Annotated in this window: 19 protein-coding genes; 6 read left to right on the top strand and 13 right to left on the bottom strand. The window is 43.4% G+C overall.

Annotated features, from left to right (window positions below; genetic code table 11):
• From radD to K5609_RS05880, 4 genes are all read right to left on the bottom strand, one after another.
• Entirely contained in the window at positions 1–1728 is a 1728-nt protein-coding gene (gene radD, locus K5609_RS05895) for a DNA repair helicase RadD (RefSeq protein WP_221076379.1), read from the bottom strand.
• 240 nt (positions 1729–1968) lie between these two features.
• Positions 1969–2274 carry a hypothetical protein gene (locus K5609_RS05890; RefSeq protein WP_221076378.1) on the bottom strand — a complete coding sequence of 102 codons (306 nt, stop codon included), beginning with the start codon at positions 2272–2274 and terminating at the stop codon, positions 1969–1971.
• 148 nt (positions 2275–2422) lie between these two features.
• On the bottom strand, positions 2423–3388 hold the full coding sequence (locus K5609_RS05885; protein WP_221076377.1) for a sensor domain-containing diguanylate cyclase: 966 nt from the start codon (positions 3386–3388) through the stop codon (positions 2423–2425).
• Between the two features lie 204 nt (positions 3389–3592).
• Positions 3593–3814, bottom strand: coding sequence for a hypothetical protein (locus K5609_RS05880; protein WP_221076376.1), 222 nt, complete (start codon positions 3812–3814; stop codon positions 3593–3595).
• Between the two features lie 161 nt (positions 3815–3975).
• Here K5609_RS05880 and nifW point away from each other — a divergent pair, with 161 nt between their 5' ends.
• Positions 3976–4251 carry a nitrogenase-stabilizing/protective NifW family protein gene (gene nifW / locus K5609_RS05875; RefSeq protein WP_152779847.1) on the top strand — a complete coding sequence of 92 codons (276 nt, stop codon included), beginning with the start codon at positions 3976–3978 and terminating at the stop codon, positions 4249–4251.
• Between the two features lie 158 nt (positions 4252–4409).
• Here the strand turns inward: nifW and K5609_RS05870 are convergent, their stop codons facing one another.
• Together K5609_RS05870 and K5609_RS05865 are read right to left on the bottom strand one after the other, a co-directional pair.
• A complete protein-coding gene (locus tag K5609_RS05870) occupies positions 4410–4661 on the bottom strand; it encodes a hypothetical protein (protein ID WP_221076375.1) in 252 nt (83 codons plus the stop codon).
• Complete coding sequence (locus K5609_RS05865; RefSeq protein ID WP_221076374.1) at positions 4658–5689, bottom strand: pentapeptide repeat-containing protein; 1032 nt, start codon at positions 5687–5689, stop codon at positions 4658–4660. The genes K5609_RS05870 and K5609_RS05865 overlap by 4 nt, the downstream gene beginning before the upstream one ends.
• A gap of 290 nt (positions 5690–5979) precedes the next feature.
• On the opposite strand from K5609_RS05865, the gene malE reads away from it, so the two are divergent.
• On the top strand, positions 5980–7158 hold the full coding sequence (gene malE / locus K5609_RS05860; RefSeq protein WP_221076373.1) for a maltose/maltodextrin ABC transporter substrate-binding protein MalE: 1179 nt from the start codon (positions 5980–5982) through the stop codon (positions 7156–7158).
• Here malE and K5609_RS05855 read toward each other — a convergent pair.
• The 6 genes from K5609_RS05855 to K5609_RS05830 all read right to left on the bottom strand — a co-directional run bounded on the left by K5609_RS05855 (position 7155) and on the right by K5609_RS05830 (position 13132).
• A complete protein-coding gene (locus tag K5609_RS05855) occupies positions 7155–8204 on the bottom strand; it encodes a nucleoside hydrolase (protein WP_221076372.1) in 1050 nt (349 codons plus the stop codon). The two genes, malE and K5609_RS05855, sit on opposite strands and share 4 nt — an antisense overlap.
• An 8-nt stretch (positions 8205–8212) precedes the next feature.
• Positions 8213–8755 (bottom strand): VOC family protein, encoded by a 543-nt coding sequence (locus K5609_RS05850; protein ID WP_221076371.1) that lies wholly within the window; start codon positions 8753–8755, stop codon positions 8213–8215.
• Between the two features lie 86 nt (positions 8756–8841).
• On the bottom strand, positions 8842–9849 hold the full coding sequence (locus K5609_RS05845) for a M48 family metallopeptidase (RefSeq protein ID WP_221076370.1): 1008 nt from the start codon (positions 9847–9849) through the stop codon (positions 8842–8844).
• A 5-nt stretch (positions 9850–9854) separates the two neighbouring features.
• Positions 9855–11051, bottom strand: a complete 1197-nt coding sequence (locus K5609_RS05840; protein WP_221076369.1) for a YjgN family protein — start codon at positions 11049–11051, stop codon at positions 9855–9857.
• Between the two features lie 218 nt (positions 11052–11269).
• A complete protein-coding gene (locus K5609_RS05835) occupies positions 11270–12088 on the bottom strand; it encodes a hypothetical protein (RefSeq protein WP_221076368.1) in 819 nt (272 codons plus the stop codon).
• Between the two features lie 27 nt (positions 12089–12115).
• Complete coding sequence (locus tag K5609_RS05830) at positions 12116–13132, bottom strand: DUF2860 family protein (RefSeq protein ID WP_221076367.1); 1017 nt, start codon at positions 13130–13132, stop codon at positions 12116–12118.
• Between the two features lie 252 nt (positions 13133–13384).
• On the opposite strand from K5609_RS05830, the gene K5609_RS05825 reads away from it, so the two are divergent.
• From K5609_RS05825 to K5609_RS05810, 4 genes are all read left to right on the top strand, one after another.
• A complete protein-coding gene (locus tag K5609_RS05825; protein WP_221076366.1) occupies positions 13385–14134 on the top strand; it encodes a response regulator in 750 nt (249 codons plus the stop codon).
• Between the two features lie 14 nt (positions 14135–14148).
• Complete coding sequence (locus K5609_RS05820) at positions 14149–15462, top strand: ATP-binding protein (RefSeq protein ID WP_221076365.1); 1314 nt, start codon at positions 14149–14151, stop codon at positions 15460–15462.
• 85 nt (positions 15463–15547) lie between these two features.
• Positions 15548–16171, top strand: coding sequence for a 3'-5' exonuclease (locus tag K5609_RS05815; protein WP_221076364.1), 624 nt, complete (start codon positions 15548–15550; stop codon positions 16169–16171).
• Positions 16172–16285: 114 nt separating this feature from the next.
• Positions 16286–16567 carry an RNA recognition motif domain-containing protein gene (locus tag K5609_RS05810; protein WP_221076363.1) on the top strand — a complete coding sequence of 94 codons (282 nt, stop codon included), beginning with the start codon at positions 16286–16288 and terminating at the stop codon, positions 16565–16567.
• 25 nt (positions 16568–16592) lie between these two features.
• On the opposite strand, the gene K5609_RS05805 is transcribed toward K5609_RS05810, so the two are convergent.
• Positions 16593–16877, bottom strand: coding sequence for a hypothetical protein (locus K5609_RS05805; protein ID WP_221076362.1), 285 nt, complete (start codon positions 16875–16877; stop codon positions 16593–16595).

Below are 16877 nucleotides of genomic sequence, written 5' to 3'. Positions count from 1 at the left end.
CTAATACTGCTGATTAGCTCTTCGACAGTTGCCTTGGTAATCAAAAATCCGGTGCTCAATAACCCAGTAGTGCTTTTGCTTTTTAGCGATAACAAAGTCGGGGGCTACAAGTTTTGTTACTAATGCTTCTGCTTCTTTTGCATCGTTAATAAGAACTGCTTGCTCAGAGACTCTGCGACTAAACACGGCGTTAAATTGTTGCTTAGCTTTGGCATAATCAAAGTTAAAGGATTCGCTGAGCTCTGCGCCATCTTCATCGTGATAAACCAATTTAAGTTTATTTCCATCGCTGCTGGCCGAGATGCCGCTGCACCTTAGCACTTTACGGTCTTTTAGCTGAAGCGCATCTTTAAGCTGCTTATCTGGGTCAATTAATTGAAAGCCACAGCTTTGACATTGCCGTGCTGCAATATCGTTCTCGGCATTACATTGTGAGCATTGTTTGTATTTATAGCGGTAACTACATTGGGTTTGTTTTGCTGGCTCGTCTGGGTCTGCCACTAACCCTTGGCAACGTCGACCATAATGCTCAATAACATCGCCATCTTTATCGATAATGCCCCAAAACATATTGGCAAATTCGCATTGCGGGCAACTTACTTGCACCAATGTGCTGTTAGGGTTGGGTTTCACTTCGCCAATTTCTGGCTGATATAAATCGTAGTTATTACCTGCATAATCAACAATTAGGCAATCGGTTTTGTCTTTGAATAAACGCAAACCTCGGCCGGCGATTTGTTGATACAAGCTTACCGAAGCGGTGCGCCGCAAAATAGCAATTAAGTCCACATGAGGTGCATCAAAACCCGTAGTTAACACCGATACATTCACTAAAAACTTAAGCTGCTGGTGCTTAAAGTGTTCAATTAAGCTGTCTCGCTCTGTGTGCGGCGTTTCAGCAGTTATCACCGCGGTTTGCCCTTCGGGCAAATAGTGCGCAACTTCTTTGGCATGATTTACCGAAGCAGCAAATACCATTACGCCCTTGCGATGTTCTGCAAGTTTTACTAACTGCTTACAAATGGCTTGAGTCACTCTGGGGCAGCCAGCTAAAAACTGGTCGAGCTGTGCTTCACTGTATTGCTGCGGTAAATCATCAAATTGATAACGCGCTGCGGGAGCATCAACCACCAACGGCTTAGTTAAATAGCCCTTACTAATAAGGTGGCGCATTGGCAGTTCATAAATACACTTTTTAAACCATGCCTCGGCATTACCACGCACATAACCATGGTAGTGCTGCTGATAAATCCAACCTTTATCAAGTCGATAAGGCGTAGCAGTTAAACCTAATACTTTGAGTTGCGGGTTTTGCTGCTTTAGGTGCTGAATGATTTGCTGATATTGGCTATCAGTGTCATCACTCACCCGATGGCATTCATCGATGACCAATAAAGAGTAGTAGCCGGAAAATGCCTCTAAATTGCGACTAAGTGATTGCACACTGGCAAAGGTAACAGGGTACTGTGTTTGTTTTAGGCCTAGGCCAGCGGCAAATACCCCAGACTCAAAGCCATAGGCGGTAAACTTACTTTGGTTTTGCTCGACCAACTCTTTTACATGAGCCAGCACTAGAATAGGGTGACGCGCTAAACGCGCAAGTTCGGCAATCACAATGCTTTTCCCGGCACCAGTTGGCAATACCAACACAGCGGAATCGTCACTTTTTCGAAAGTGGCCAAGAACAGCATCTACCGAGGCTTGTTGGTAGTCGCGCAGTTGTAGCATAAAACTGTGAATTCCAAACTTGAGAGTGAGTTTGAGGATTATGCCATGATTGCGCCTAGCGCTTCACTTTGTTTGCAAGGCTGAGCTTCGTCTGTAAATTACCCATTAATGCATACGTACAGTAATACCCAGCACTCTAAGTTTGCACCAGTTATTAGCAGCACATATCAGATTACATTTTAATTGCTAAAAAACCACATTCAATCTTAGCTTTAAACAATCAATAATAAGCTATTTAAGTTAGGCACTTAAAGCCTCCTCCACTACTACTTCACGGTACTTAATCCGCTTATAAACCAATACCATAACCATTGTTATGTTGGCAGCTAATACTAATGTAGTGGTTACCGAAAGCAGTGGGTCGCCTACAACAAACACCGTATAAGACCAGGCTAATACCGCATTACATTGGAACATAATCCAACTTAAAAACGAGATATCTTTAGCGGGGCCTTTTATCCGCATTAAGCGAATGATTTGCGGGCTGAAGGACAAAATAGAAATGATCCAACTGAAGGGATACAAAAATTGAATAAACTGTTCCAAGTAAATCTCCGATAGCCAAAACGCGCCATCCGAGGCGAACAGTCATACCATTAGTGCAGGCAAAAAATAGTGAGTAATTCTAAAGCTGCGCGATGATACACCAGCAAAGCCAAGTGGTCAAAATACAATCAACTTATTGCTCAATTTATTACTCAACTTTATGCTGATACATATCTTGATCTGCTAAGGCCAATATCCCATCCACCTCCATGCTTAAGTCGACATCAATATAACCGATGGCCACTGTGTACAAGGGTAAGTCTTGCTCGGAGTATTGAGCGAACTGGTCGGTAAAGCGCTGGGCAATGGCATCAAAATCAGAGTCATGTTCAATTAATACTAAAGCGACAAACTCGTCCCCGCCCATGCGACCAATCACATCAGAACTACGCACACACTTACGCATCGCCTTGGCCACATCAATTAATACTTCATCCCCTACGGCATGCCCGTAGTTATCGTTAATTTGCTTAAACTTGTCTACATCGAGGTAGAATACGCCCAAGCGAGAGCCCATGCGTTTTGCTAAGCGGATCCGCTGCTGAGCTAAAGAGCAAAATCCGCGGCGGTTGTTTAACTCGGTTAAAGGATCGGTAACCGCCAACTTTTGCATATGAGTGTATAACTCAAGCAAAGACAAGTCGGCTTCTAAAATATCTTTTAACTGCTCGATAAGTTCAAAGTAAGTATCATCGTAATTGGTTTCTCGATAATCCATCACACAAAAAGTGCCAAAGGCTTTTCCATTTGGCCAAAATACCGGTACGCCTAAATATGAGCGAAACCCATCGCCATGCACCTCTGGATTGCTATCCCAGCAAGGATCGATCATTGCATTTGCCACATACAAGCTTTTACGCGTTTCAACAATTTTGCGACAGAAGATGTTAGCCTGGGGCTCTACCACCATGCCCGCGCTGTAGGGATTAGTGTTCTGCTCGCTAGCAATAGTGATTTGGTAACCATTTGGTGTGTGTTGTACTAAAAAGCCAGCAGGCGCATCAAATAATTTAGCTAGCAAGTTAACAGTACGCTGCCACTTGGTAAGCGATATTAAGTCATTTGGGTTGGACAAAATCCATTGTTCTGGGTCAATCGCGGGCTTTAAGGGCATCTACACCTCCAAAATAACCAAGCTCACCGAGTTAGCTAAGTAAGGCCTTAGCTAAGCTGATAAATAAAGTTTATGAAAGAAGTACTTATAGTGCCCGCTATCAATAATCGTTAACTAAGACTTGAAGCCTGATCAACTGGCAAGAAATATTTACTATAGGAAAAATAAATGGGGTGAGGATAAGACGAGTTTCTTTAGTTAACACTATTTATGACCGCCTCCGCAGCCTGAGTTCTGCCACATATCAATTTGCTCTTCGGTAAGAAAAGCGCCTTGCTTGTTGGTATTAGATTGCTTGATAGATGCCAACAAATTCTGATTATGGTTTTGATTATCTTCTGCCCTATTGTCGCCGCTGCTCGTGGTAGCTTGGCTAGAACAGGCTGAAATAAGTACGCAGATTATTACCGGAATTGCAGATTTCATCACTTGGGCCCAATGCCACATTTGCTTAACAACTTAGTCTGAGTTTAGTTCAAAGTCATCCTGTTTTTTCGAAAGACGCTGAATCGATGCTTAATTAAGTCACATCAAAAAAAGATCTCAATGATTTTGCTAGCCTATTCGCCAAGCCTTAGGACTGATCAATGACTAATACCAAAATCAACAAGACAATTGAAAACTTCACTTGCATTGAAGAAGCATTGCGCTACTTCGAAATCGACTTTGATAAGGGTTTTATTGATGAATGCCGAGACTTGTTAGTTAAACGTTTTGGCGGCAACCTCATCTTAAGTAAAGCAGATGACTGGTTTTCGGCACGCCGAGCCTTAAAGAATGCTTACTGCAAAACTCAGCGTGAGCGTTTAGACAAACATACCCGCTCGGCTTGTCGCGGCTGTACTTCCTGTGAACGTAGGTAAACACAGGTAAAATTAATTGCCCACCCACGAGCCATTTACACATTTATAGCTACCTATGGTAGCCCCTTCTGGATACACATTACCGCCGTGTACGCAATCAGCGCGACTGGAAAAGCTAAGCACAAAGCTTAATATAATCATAACTTTAAGTAAGAGTTTCATTCTTCTACTCCTGATTTCTCGGGCTGTTTAACCGTTTCTTGAGAAGCACTAACATGTATGCCGTTACGACTAATCAAAGGCTCCTCTGGTTCTTCAACTGGATCCGTTTGTCTTATCGATGTGAATTCTCCATTTTTACAAACTAAATTACCTAGTTTGGCCCCTTCCGGGTATACGTCACCTTGTAAGGTACATTCAGCATTCACTGCGAAGCTCAAGGGGACCAAATAAATGACCATTCTATTCATTTTTCGCACCATCGCTCTAATTTAGTGGCCCAAGCCTTATTCCAGTTTCGCTCTTTCGCTACAGTTTTAGCTTGCTCCAAGTAGTCTTTACGGCGGCTCTCCAAATCCTTTTTTGCCACCGAGTCTAAGACCAATAAGTGCTCTAAATCTGTTAACTGTTTGTACTTAGCAGGGTTTTGATTCAGCATGAAAGCAGCTAAATCATCATCAATCAACGACCCATATAAGGAGTGGGTTTGCAATAACATACCTGCCAATTGCGCCAGCTCTCGTTGACGCTGCTCGTGCTGCTGACTTAAGCTCAAAGACTCTTCTTGTGAGCTAGACTTGTTTATTCGCAAACCACGTAAATTGCTAAAGATAAAACTAGAGCCAATAAAAGTAGCTGCTCGATCAAGCTCCGTACCCGAGCGCTCAATCGATACGCCAGCAAAATTGCCCCAGAACACCCGCGCACCATGCAACTTACTCTTGTTAAAGTTAACGTTATGAAAATTCACGTAACTTGATTCAGGCATATCAAAGGCGATGTCAGCTAAATAACTATTTTCAAGATTTACGCAATATAAGGTTGTGGTTTGAAAGGTAATATTTTTGAGCTCAACATTACTTAAATCTTTTCCAGCCAAAGAAAGTGATTTTTTATTTTCAAAACTTCGAGTGGTATTGAATAAATAGGCCAAGTCATTGCTGGCCAAAAACTGGATCACTTGGGCAATTAAAGGTGGATAATTTAAACTTTCAAACAACAACTGCGAGCGTGAAACGATGAACCGCTCCAACCTCGCTTGCTCGGTATTCGCCATTACAATTGCATCACTTACCGCAGACACAAAGTACGCTACGTTGGCAACTTGAGCCGCACGTTTTTGCTCTTCCAATTGTTTGGCGAAGTTATCTGCCGAGCTTTTAAGCGACACATAAGCCAAAACAACTGCAATAATCGTTGCTGCCGAGCTCAGCACTCCATGATGCGAGGATACCCAGTTCCAAACGGCAAGTAAGCACCATTTTAATTTGCTAAACATGAACGATAAGCTTACTGATAATGACAATTAATAACTTAATGCATATTTGGTACCTAGAGCGACATTGTTAAACAAATCAATGTGTTTGATTTTTGACCAAAAACCCATAACGCAGCTTTTGTAAAGAAAAGTGACACAATTGTTAACAGTTATAAATAAGCAGCTTAAGATCGCAAATCTATCAACAAGTTAATCTTGAATGTGAGCTTTCTCTATAGCCACTTTGCTTTTTCTTGCAAATCACTCATGTTTTTTCAATGCTGAGTCGGCAAGCTATCGGGAAAAATATAATGAAAATAGGGATTACCAGCATAACGCTAAGCTGTGCTTTAGCGGCGTTTTCAAGCCTAGCTCTGGCCGACACTCAGCAGCCAGAGCTCACTATATGGACAGGCAAAAGTCACCAACAAATGCAGCTTATTGCGCAGCAATTTAGCGCAGATACCGGCATTATTGTTGAGGTGAAACAACCCGTCGACATCACTGGAAACTTTGAGATTCAAGCTCGTAACGGTGAGGGACCAGACATCGTATTTTGGCCCCACGACAGAATGGGTGATTGGGCAAATGCTGGCCTTATTAAACAGTTAAAACCCAGCCAGGCGCTACAAGATTCCGCGGTAGACTACGCCTGGGACGCAGTGAAAGTTGAAGGCAAAATATTTGGCTACCCGATAGGCGTAGAAGCGATAAGCCTTATTTATAACAAAGCGCTAATTAAGGAAGTTCCAACTAGTTTTGAGGAAATTTTCGCTCTAGATAAGCAGCTTCAAGAGCAGCAACAAACCAAAGCCATTTTGTGGGACTACAACAATACCTACTATACATGGCCACTATTTGCTGCAAATGGCGCTTATGTATTCGGCAAGCAAGGTGGGCAATACGATGTAAAAGACACCGGGGTTAACCACCCCAGCGCTATGTATGCCGGCAAACTACTAAAAGACATGCTCGACCAACAAATAATGCCGCGTAACGCGGACTATTCAATCATGGATATGCAGTTTGTTAAAGGCAAGGTGGCCATGGTAATTAATGGACCTTGGTACTGGGATGAGCTGGAAAGTGTAGGTATGGATTTTGGCGTTGCGCCGTTACCTAAAATTAATGGTAAGCCCGCCAAAGCCTTTGTAGGTATTTGGAGCGCCATGGTGAATAGCGCAACTAACCACCCCGCATTGGTAGACGAGTTTCTAAACTACTACTTGATGAATGTAGACAACCAACGTTTACTGTTTAGCAGCGGAGACATTGGTGCCATGGCAAACTTGCAGTTACAACAAGAGCTAATTAACGCCCCCAAAGTACAGGCCGTTTATGCCAGTGCAGCGCAAGGCGAACCTATGCCAAATACTGCAGCAATGGGTAAATTTTGGGCCGCTATGGCCACTAGCCTCACCAACATCACCACCGGTAGACAGGCCGTAGATAAGGCCCTAAATGCCGCCGCTAAACGGATTACTCGTTAGTTTGAGCGCTCTCCCAACATTGAGATTCGCGAAATAAAAAACCGCTTAAAGGTTTTACAATCTACAGAAGTAGCACACTCAAAACTAACTTCTTTACTTGAGGTGCCTTTCTCAGGGACTAAGCCAAATTTTAGTAATCCCTGTTCCTGATAAAGCCTTACGTTAATCCGCTTAAATTCACACAGTTTCTCATTAATCAAAGCCGAAACCGTTAAGGGATCATGCATAAAACCTAAGTTGTTAGTACAGCATGTCTTAAGGAGCAAAGATTGTAGAAAAGACCACCATTTACATTGCTTTAATGCTGCACTCATTGCATTGCTTTTTATCTCTCTCAACATCTGAATATCTTTTGGGTTCAGCCACGTCTTAAGTGTTACATCGGCGGTAACCAGCCTAATATTCAAACCAGAAAGAAAGACGATTTCCGCAGCCTCGGGATCAGCTTGAATGTTATAATCATGCTTTACGCTCATCTCACGTCTTCCACAAACAACATTCGGATAGGTGGGAAGCTGGCCAAGGTACCCTCCCATTATCGTGACCCGCTTGATATTCTCTATTATTTCCGGAGCACGTTGAATGGCTGTGGCCAAATTGCTCAAAGGCCCGATAGCTACAAACTCAATAGCCTGATGCTGCTTGGCTAGCTGTATTATTTTCTCAACCGCGCAATCATTCCCTACATGCAATAGGTTCGTAGGTAGCTTCTTTTGTCCAAGCTCTTTTCGAAGGCTAGCGCGCTGAATACGTAAATTTAGCCTCTCAACAAAAAAACTAGGAAAACCTCCACACAACCGACTCCACAACCTGGGGCTTTTGCCAATCGGCTTCGCCAAACCGGCAAAAACGGGTACCTCTGGGCGCTTTGCTAACAAAGATAACTTCTTAGCGATACGGGCTCTTACCATCGGCTTATAACCGACGGTTGTTAGGGCTAGTAGGTCAATCTCCGGCGACTTTAAGGCCAAATTAATAGCCCAAGTATCATCACAATCAGAGCCGATATCAGTATCTATAATTATGGAATAACGCTCATTTCTCATGCTCAATGTTAGCCACAAATACCTACAGCAGTTCCCATCGGTCTGCCTTGTTCCATTTCCCATTGCACTCCCCATGGATCAATCCAATAGAAAAATTTAATTGGGAAAGGAGTAAGCTCTTCAGGTGGTCCGTAATCTTTGGAGGAGTTAATCAAGCTAACGTCAGCTTGAGCTTTTAAAAACCAGTATGCTTCATCGATATTGGCGACTTCTAAAGCGATGTGCCTCGGTCCACCTAGATCATTTGTAGCTTTTACTTCTATTTCCTGGTTTCCTTGCGGACTTTGATAATGCATTAGCTCTAGATACAAACCAGAATCTTTGTGCTGCAGAAAACACACATCAACAATGACTTCTTGCCCCACAAAGCCGGCGTTATTAGCAAACGAAGGCATATTTACATCGCAATAATACATTTCCCCATCATCGTTAAACGCTGGCTCGAAGCCTAAAGTTCGAGCATAAAACTCTGTAGCTTTTTCAATGTCATCAACAACCACATTAATGTGGGATATCCCTAATACGTTCTTCTTTGGATTATAAGAACTCACATCTAATCTCCTTTCTACAAATAGGCCTTTGTACAACGCCTTATTACAATCCATGTAAATTTGGTAATCACTAAGGTTGGAATTATTTAGCTATTAACGCACTCCATTAGACGCCTTAAACGCTCTTCATCTCCTGGGTGGCTGCTTATCCAGGTGGGAATGTGTGACTCGTGGTCTTCGAATAGTTGCTGATAGCCGGCGAGTAATTGATCTTGAGGTAAATCTAGCTGCTTGCTCCAATGACAAGCGAACAAGTCGGCTTGTTGCTCAGCTTCTCTAGAGTAGCCAAGGCTTACCCCTAATACCGCGGCGCTTACGAGGCCATCTACCAGTAAGCTGCTATCACCTACCACCAACACCACAGTGGTACTGATCAAGGCCGAACGCACTAGGCTTGCCATTACATCGTTATGAGCCACATGGGCTAACTCGTGTAATAAAATGCCGTTAAGTTGTTTTGGGTTATCGAGCAGCCTTACTAATTGGTCGGTCACTACAATACTGCCATCGGCTAAAGCAAAGGCATTTGCTTCGTCGCCCATACGGTAGAAGTACAACTTAGGCTGCATGGGTAGGCCATCGATTTGCTCTACCAAACTATTAAAGTTTTGCTCTATAGTCTGTTGTAGCTCTGGGCTGATTTTAGTTTCGCTAAAACCTAAAGTTTCAAACTGTTGCAGCGTTCTTTCACCTAACTCTTGGCTAATAGAAATCGGTACTTTGCCAGCCAAGTAATGGCTTACCCAAGGAAGTCCTTGGCTAGCAGCTGCGTAAATCACGGCTGTGCTGACCACAAAGCCTAAGGTAATCATCAAGAAGTTGCGCTCTAAGGTTTTTAACCAAGAGCCTTGGCCTTGTTTATCTAACCAGCTATTCAAACGGCTTGGTTCATCGGCAACAAAGCGACTGCCATTGCTAAAACCAATGGCGCGCGCTTGCGAGCCAATCGACATCGCAATGTCTAGCTCGGCAACTGGCGCCCGAATAGCGCCACATTCATCACTTAGCTCAAGCCAGCCCTCATCAGAGCAATGTAACTTAGCGACTCTAGAAACAGAGCTATTTTCTACAAAAACCTTTCCCGTGATGATCATGGTGCTTAGATCACACCAATTTCTACGCCAAAGGCATCAGCGACTTCATCAGCAATCGCTGTTTTGCTATCACTTACTTGGTTATTAATCGCAATACTTTCAATATCACCCTGCACTGCCGTGGCCTGCGCCATAAACTTCGCCATGCGTACTTTGGCAACTGGGGTAGCCAATCCAAATGAGAATACGATAATCAACATATTGCTAAGCATTACGCCCATAAATGCCAAAGGCTTAACCGATGAAACCATGAACAACTGGCCTTCGATGTCTGTTTGTCCAAACTGGTAGTTTCGCAAACAAGCTTTTAAGTAAGCAGTAACAAACCAGCCCAGCAAAAAGAAGCTGATATAAATTAAAGCAAAGATCCCAACCAGCGCGCCACCAGCGGCTAAGTCTTCTGCACCGCCTTGCTCTAGTGAGGCAAACATAGCGCCTAGTTGGCTAAAGTCTGCGCTAAACAGTGCAAATGCCACCAAAGCTCCCAGCAAACTTAAGGCGATTACACCGCCTAAACCTACCGCTGCGGCTTTCAGGAAAATTTTAAACATGGCCGCAGACTCTATATCTGCAGTAAATTTCATACTGCCCCATTGGTAGTTATTCAGTACATAGCGGCTCATGTAAGTGGCCATAAAAGCGTAAAAGTAAGTACCACCAATAGCAAAAACCAGTACACCTAATATACCTGACACAACAGGCGAAATTACGCTACCAATGCCAACCAGTAAAGTTGCCACTAAACCAAAAATAACCATCGCTAAAAAAGGCATTACCATTAACGCCATGTAGGCTCCGCCATAGCTACCAACAAAATCAAATCGAACGTTTCTGTAGCGTGTTACCCGCGAGTCAAAACGCAGATTCTTTACTACTAAAACCGGCATTATCGCCACAAACATCAGCATCAAAACGGCTTGCAGTATTTCGCTTACCATCGGAGAAACCGCCCAAATAACTACCATTACCACAGCAATTATTCGCCCCAATAAGATTTGTAAGGGTTTTGCTAAATACTCGAAGCGCTCACCCGCTAACTCGCTATTGCCGTAAAAATACTGTTTATTTCGCACTTTTGCCCAGGCTGAATAGATACCCAAGGTAACAATGCTGAGCAATACATTAACGATCCAAATTCCAAAATACTCGTCGGTTTTTCCATGAAATTTAAAACGGTTTTCACTTAAGTGCTGACTTTCCATGCCAATAAATCCTGATGTTTAACTAATTGAAAATTAATAAGTCAAAAGACTTTAATGACAATAGTATCTAAATAAAACAGTTTTTTGTTATTAAAAATCAAAGATGGGGAAATTTAAGATTAAATAGTGTGACTAAAGCGTTTTCAATCACACTCTATATAGAAAGATGAAGCACACAAAGTGGGTGCTTCATTTATATTTGTTCACCTGATGCAAACTCAGAATAGATATTGTTGCATATTCACCGAGTAATGGTCTCCATCGTCTACGCCACTTTGCTGCACAATAAATGCCCCGAGTTTATCTTTGCTTAACCACAGTTCGCTGCTTTCTCCTTCGGTATTCAAAGCAAATCCATGGCTAACATACACCCGGTTTGCAGCACTTAATGGTTTCTCTCCTAAGTACTTAACTTGATACTGAATAATGTCAAACTCATCAAGGTCTAGCACTTTGAACACCTGGGTGTTTTGATGATCAATGGATGCCATCAAGTAATCAGGAAAACTCAAGGAATCAGAATCAAAATCACCGCGTTGTAAAATAGCATCAGGGTCTTGCTCAAAACGATTTAGCAATAAAGCCATGCCATTGGTACTATGCTCATTTTCAATGAGATGCAACAGCTTATTAGTCCATGTAGAGTTGCTGCTCGCTTGATTCTCTAGCGCATTAATATGGATACCTTGCTCTAATTTATCATTGCCAAAAATTAAATAGCTTTCTTGATTTTCATCTACCTTAAAAGCAAATTGCTTCAAGGCTCCCTTATCCAACATCACTTTTCCGCTGCGCTGGTAGGCCTCCTTAAACCACAGAAAACTAAAATCTAATTCCACCTCTTCTTCAATAACTAAGCTATTAGGAAATTGGTTATCGATGATTCGGTTCCGTTGGTAAACGCCCACCACATCGCCTTCCACAGCAATTTGATAAATAATGGTTCTAGACTCGTGGGCGGCGTTTGCGATGCTAGCACCAAACATAGCAAGCAACACAAATATCAAACTAAGCCTAGAAAGTTGCGCTATCCACATTACGATGACTCCTTAGCCTGCTAGTTGTTAAAACTCGTAAGCGACACCCATTAACAAACCTAAAGATTTGCTTTGATAGAACTCAATGTTGCTATCGCCTTTATCGTAAGATGCCATCAGGTATACCGAGGTATTCTCAAAATCAAAAGGTTGGGCATATCCATAAATGGCGTTTATACCAAAATCGTCATCGCCCTGAGTTTCATTGAATATTGGATTACGGCCTTTGTAATCACGCTTAGCATAATTAATGTAAAGGCTGGTGAAGTGGCGCTCGGCAAAACTGTAGGTGGTTTCTAAACCAAAGGCATAAGCATCAAACGCCATTGCATCACCATCGGTATCAGCCTTGGTATAAGTAAGCTGAGGGGTTACGGTAAATCCATCTTCATCGTAAGCCAAGATCTCGGCAGAGATTCGGTGATATTTGCCGTCACGTTGCATTAGCTTTTGTTCGTTAGCATCTAAGCCAAAGGCTTGACCACTACGCTCGTTTTCTATATCTGCCGCCGCAAAGCCGTAACGCAAGGTTAGCGGCGTATCAAATAAATAGCGCCAAGCTACCCTAAAACCACTGCTGTCAGCATCGGTTTTTTGCCGCGCACTGCCAGTTAAATATGGGTCTTGCCAGGTCTCACTAAAACCCGGAAGTTTAGGAAAATACGCCAGTTCTAACTGTGAATACTCACCCACCATTTGGGTAATACCCAGTTCAACTTGGTCTTGGCCACGCACAATGTTTTCTTCTTGTTGACCAAGAAAAATCTGAGTTTTCTTGTTAGCGAAGGTGTAGTTTAGTTCAGCTAAAATGGCGGGGCTAACACCGCTACTTTTGTTGCCTGAGTTATTAAGATCCTGAGTCACAGCGTTATCGTCATCAGTATCAAACTGAGATTGTTGCTGGCCTACCATGCCACCCAACAATAACTCAAAACCAAACCCAGCCTCATCGTCTACATACCCGGTAGCATTGGCTGCCCCTATAGATGCAAACGTAGCAAGTACGCTGCTTGTTAATAGACGCTTAGTGTGAAATTTTATCATCCTGTTCCCTATCCTTTTAAACATGTTCAACGCTGCTTTATGCACGCCGTTTAAGCACTTGTTGAGCACATTGTAAAATGCGACAAATTCTCACTCAGTCAGTCTTATGTCAGGGATAGTCACAGTTTCCCGATATTCCAAACTGGATATTGAGAATTAGTTTACATTTAAATGATATTTGTCGTAGTTTTGTAAGTGGTAATTGCATCGACCTAAGGGCTCTCTAAAATGAGCCAGCTGAGGGAGTTGTCTATGCAGGGAAATAAGTTGAGCCAAGAACAAAAAAAAATCGTATTAATTGAAGATGATTCACGCCAACAACAGTTGGTGGCTACGTTCTTGCGCAGCGAAGGCTTTGAGGTTATTTCTGCCGAGCGTGGCGATCAAGCGCCAGAGCTAATTGCCAAACATTCTCCAGATGCAGTGCTGCTTGATTTAATGCTGCCGGGCATGGACGGTATTCAAGTATGCCAAGTTGTTCGTGACTTTTATTCTGGCCCGATCTTAATGGTTACCGCCCAGGGCGATGATGTCACCGAAGTGTCTGCGCTCAATTTAGGGGTAGATGACTTTTTAAGTAAACCACTACGCCCACATGTATTGCTCGCCAGGCTTCGCTCTGCGCTGCGCCGCAGTGAACGCGCCAGCACCATTGATGCCTTGAAAATGAGCAATAGCGAATCGGTTCGCCACCCTAATCGAATTATCTGCCAAGAGCTCACTGCCGACAAAACTCAACGCCGCATTTGGTTAAATGAGCAACTGTTAGAGCTTACCGACGCCGAGTTTGACCTACTCTATTTTCTGATGGACAACGCAGGCCACGTATTGCCGCGCGATGTACTATTTAGAGAAATGCGTGGCATTGATTACGATGGCCTCGACCGCTCGCTAGACATGCGAGTATCCACTATACGTAAAAAGCTAAACGACAATACACCACCTTATCGCTACATTAAGTCGGTGCGCGGTAAAGGCTATTTATTTGTAAAAGCGGCATAGCGAGCTAAGCTAGCTTGATTACTTTATTCCTAAAGCTGTTTCTGTCTTCGGTATTATCGATTATCGCCGCTACCTTTATTTACGGCGTGATTATTGAAGAGAAAGTGCAGCACATTGAGCGTGAACAAATACGTAAAATTGTGCTGCCTATTTATTACCTGCTAGACCGAGATCTGCTGCAAGCAGAAAACCCAGACGTAGACAAAGTTCTCACTCGCTACCAAGAAGAATTTCCATTCTTTATCCGCATTTTTCCGATTACAGAACTAGAAGCTGAAGCGCGTTTAAAACTAATGCGTAACGGCGAATATGTATCGGTTAAAAGTAATTTTTTAGATGATGATGACATCGTTCTTTATTACCAATGGCCAGACCAACAGGTTCTAGAACTAGATTTAGACGAAGAGTTTGTGGATTACGGTGATTGGCTATTTTGGTACATGGTGGCGCTTATGGGCGGCTGTTTAGCTGCTACCGTAATGTGGTTCTCCTTCTCTATTACTCGCCATACCTACCGCTTAGCTAAAGTCACCAAGGCCTTAGGTGAAGGTGACTTTGATGTTAGCGCCAACGAAAAAGCGCCCTCGCCGATTAACCACATGGCGCGCAGTTTAAATAGCATGGCGGCTAAACTTAAGTCGCTGATTCAAGAACAAGACTCAATGACCATGGCGGCCTCGCACGAGCTAAAAACCCCGATTAATAACCTGCGTTTTGCCTTAGATATGACTCGCTCAATCACCGACATGAAAACCATGCACGAGCATATTCAAGAGATGGATGAAGACTTAGATAGCTTGGAAGATCTCACTCACGAATTGATTAGCTTTTCTCAACTAACCAAAGCGCGAGAAATAAACCCACAGTCAATTAACCCCTACCCCCTGCTTTATAACATGTGTGAGCGGCTTTCTAAGCTAAGCCCCAAGCTCAAGATTCAAATTGAGTGCCCAGTAGGGTTAAGCTTAATGGCCGATGAAAAGTTAGTGCGCCGCGCCTTAAATAACTTGATTGTTAACGCGCAAAAGTATGCTGAAAAACTGATTCTCATCCGTGCGTATGTGGTGAATAAATCGGTGATTTTTGAAGTACATGACGACGGTAGCGGCGTTCCAGAAAAATACCGTGAATCGATTTTTCTGCCCTTTGCACGGGTGGATGATAGCCGCAGTCGCCAAAGCGGTGGGCACGGCTTAGGCTTGTCAATTGTAGAGCGAATTGTCACCAACCACTGCGGCAAAGCCAGTGTTAGCGATAGCCATCTAGGCGGCGCTTTATTTATCCTAGAGCTACCATTATTCCAAAATAGCGAAGACAGCAAAGATTAATAAGGATTCGCAACCATAGCCATTGCCTTTTAGCGACGCGGCGTTACCATTGTTGACTCAAACTACTGACAAGAAGCTCGCACCATTGACCGCTCAAGCCCCTGCTAATACCGTTGTTGTTCTCGATTTTGAAACCACGGGTCTATCACCCACTCAAGGTGATAGAGCCATAGAAATTGGTGCCGTATTGCTAGAAAACGGCCAAGCTACAGCGCGCTTTCAAGAGTTGATGAACCCAGGCTTTCGCATCTCTTCTTTTATCGAAGACTACACGGGTATCAGCAATGCCATGCTGCAAGAGGCCGCGCCTTGCGATGAGGTAATGGGGCGCTTTTATCAGTTTGTCGGCCAGCATAATATGGTGGCGCATAACGCCTCCTTTGATCAGCGTTTTTTGGAAGCAGAGTTTGCCCAAATAGGCCGACGACTTAACGGCGACTTTGCCTGTTCAATGTTGTTATCTAGACGCTTGTTTCAAGACGCGCCTAACCACAAATTGAGCAGTTTAGTGTCTTACAACAACATCGACAATGATGGTGTATTTCACAGAGCCTTAGCCGATTCAGAAATGACCGCCAAACTTTGGCTTTGTTTACTCAAGCAATTAGAGCAACACTATTCGGTAATAAGTCCAAGCTTTGCGCTAATGCAGCAAATTAGTCGTAAGAGCAAGGCAAATGTCGCGAGCTTTTTGCACAAAATTGCGTAACAATATGTGAGATAAAACAAAGCTTGAGCATCTAGCTAGCCAAAGCATAAACGCTTAACTTTCGCTAAGAGCCTTGCCCACTCAAATAACTTCACCCGCAATTAAAGGTGTTCCATGAAAATACTTGTCCGTAACCTCGCTCGCAGCATTACAGAAGCCGATTTACTCGCCTTGTTCGAAAGCCATGGTGCTGTCGAAAGCTGCGATTTGGTACTGGATAATGAAACCGGTAAATCCAAAGGATTTGGCTTTATAAGCATGCTTGATGAAACCCAAGCGCAAGCAGCCATTGCCGCGCTAAACAGCACTAAGCAAGCCGGTAATAAAATACGCGTAAAATTTGCTGAAGAGAAAGCCGAATCAGACGATCAAGCCATTTGGCCAGAATCGGAATAGTTACAGCCATTAGCGAGTAAAGGACTTACTCGCTAATAAATTCAATTTGTCGCTGCGGTTTAGCCAGCGCTATGCCTTTGTTCGCCAAGCCATCTACTATTTGTTTAACCAGCCCTTGTTGCTCACCATTTTGCTTAGCCAGATTAAGGTGTGAAGCGCTGCTATAAGCACAACTAATTTGCAGGCTCTCGGGAAAACGCTGAAAGTTAACCCGATGACTTATCCATGCAAAACCCTCACTCTCTAGTTTGGCTGCTTCACACACCTCGGTCAGCGCCGCTACGATATCCTTATCACGTTTCTTATCCAT

The sequence above is a fragment of the Agarivorans aestuarii genome (assembly GCF_019670125.1).
In the GTDB taxonomy this organism is placed as follows: Bacteria; Pseudomonadota; Gammaproteobacteria; order Enterobacterales; family Celerinatantimonadaceae; genus Agarivorans; species Agarivorans aestuarii.
Note: the sequence above shows the minus strand (reverse complement) of the source record. Positions and strands in the feature narration are given on the sequence as shown.

What these genes read in the sequence shown, in the direction of transcription:
- radD (WP_221076379.1), bottom strand. Translation starts at nt 1,728, where the DNA reads ATGCTACAACTGCGCGACTACCAACAAGCCTCGGTAGATGCTGTTCTT.
- K5609_RS05885 (WP_221076377.1), bottom strand. Translation starts at nt 3,388, where the DNA reads ATGCCCTTAAAGCCCGCGATTGACCCAGAACAATGGATTTTGTCCAAC.
- K5609_RS05880 (WP_221076376.1), bottom strand. Translation starts at nt 3,814, where the DNA reads ATGAAATCTGCAATTCCGGTAATAATCTGCGTACTTATTTCAGCCTGT.
- nifW (WP_152779847.1), top strand. Translation starts at nt 3,976, where the DNA reads ATGACTAATACCAAAATCAACAAGACAATTGAAAACTTCACTTGCATT.
- K5609_RS05870 (WP_221076375.1), bottom strand. Translation starts at nt 4,661, where the DNA reads ATGAATAGAATGGTCATTTATTTGGTCCCCTTGAGCTTCGCAGTGAAT.
- K5609_RS05865 (WP_221076374.1), bottom strand. Translation starts at nt 5,689, where the DNA reads ATGTTTAGCAAATTAAAATGGTGCTTACTTGCCGTTTGGAACTGGGTA.
- malE (WP_221076373.1), top strand. Translation starts at nt 5,980, where the DNA reads ATGAAAATAGGGATTACCAGCATAACGCTAAGCTGTGCTTTAGCGGCG.
- K5609_RS05855 (WP_221076372.1), bottom strand. Translation starts at nt 8,204, where the DNA reads ATGAGAAATGAGCGTTATTCCATAATTATAGATACTGATATCGGCTCT.
- K5609_RS05845 (WP_221076370.1), bottom strand. Translation starts at nt 9,849, where the DNA reads ATGATCATCACGGGAAAGGTTTTTGTAGAAAATAGCTCTGTTTCTAGA.
- K5609_RS05840 (WP_221076369.1), bottom strand. Translation starts at nt 11,051, where the DNA reads ATGGAAAGTCAGCACTTAAGTGAAAACCGTTTTAAATTTCATGGAAAA.
- K5609_RS05835 (WP_221076368.1), bottom strand. Translation starts at nt 12,088, where the DNA reads ATGTGGATAGCGCAACTTTCTAGGCTTAGTTTGATATTTGTGTTGCTT.
- K5609_RS05830 (WP_221076367.1), bottom strand. Translation starts at nt 13,132, where the DNA reads ATGATAAAATTTCACACTAAGCGTCTATTAACAAGCAGCGTACTTGCT.
- K5609_RS05825 (WP_221076366.1), top strand. Translation starts at nt 13,385, where the DNA reads ATGCAGGGAAATAAGTTGAGCCAAGAACAAAAAAAAATCGTATTAATT.
- K5609_RS05810 (WP_221076363.1), top strand. Translation starts at nt 16,286, where the DNA reads ATGAAAATACTTGTCCGTAACCTCGCTCGCAGCATTACAGAAGCCGAT.
- K5609_RS05805 (WP_221076362.1), bottom strand. Translation starts at nt 16,877, where the DNA reads ATGGATAAGAAACGTGATAAGGATATCGTAGCGGCGCTGACCGAGGTG.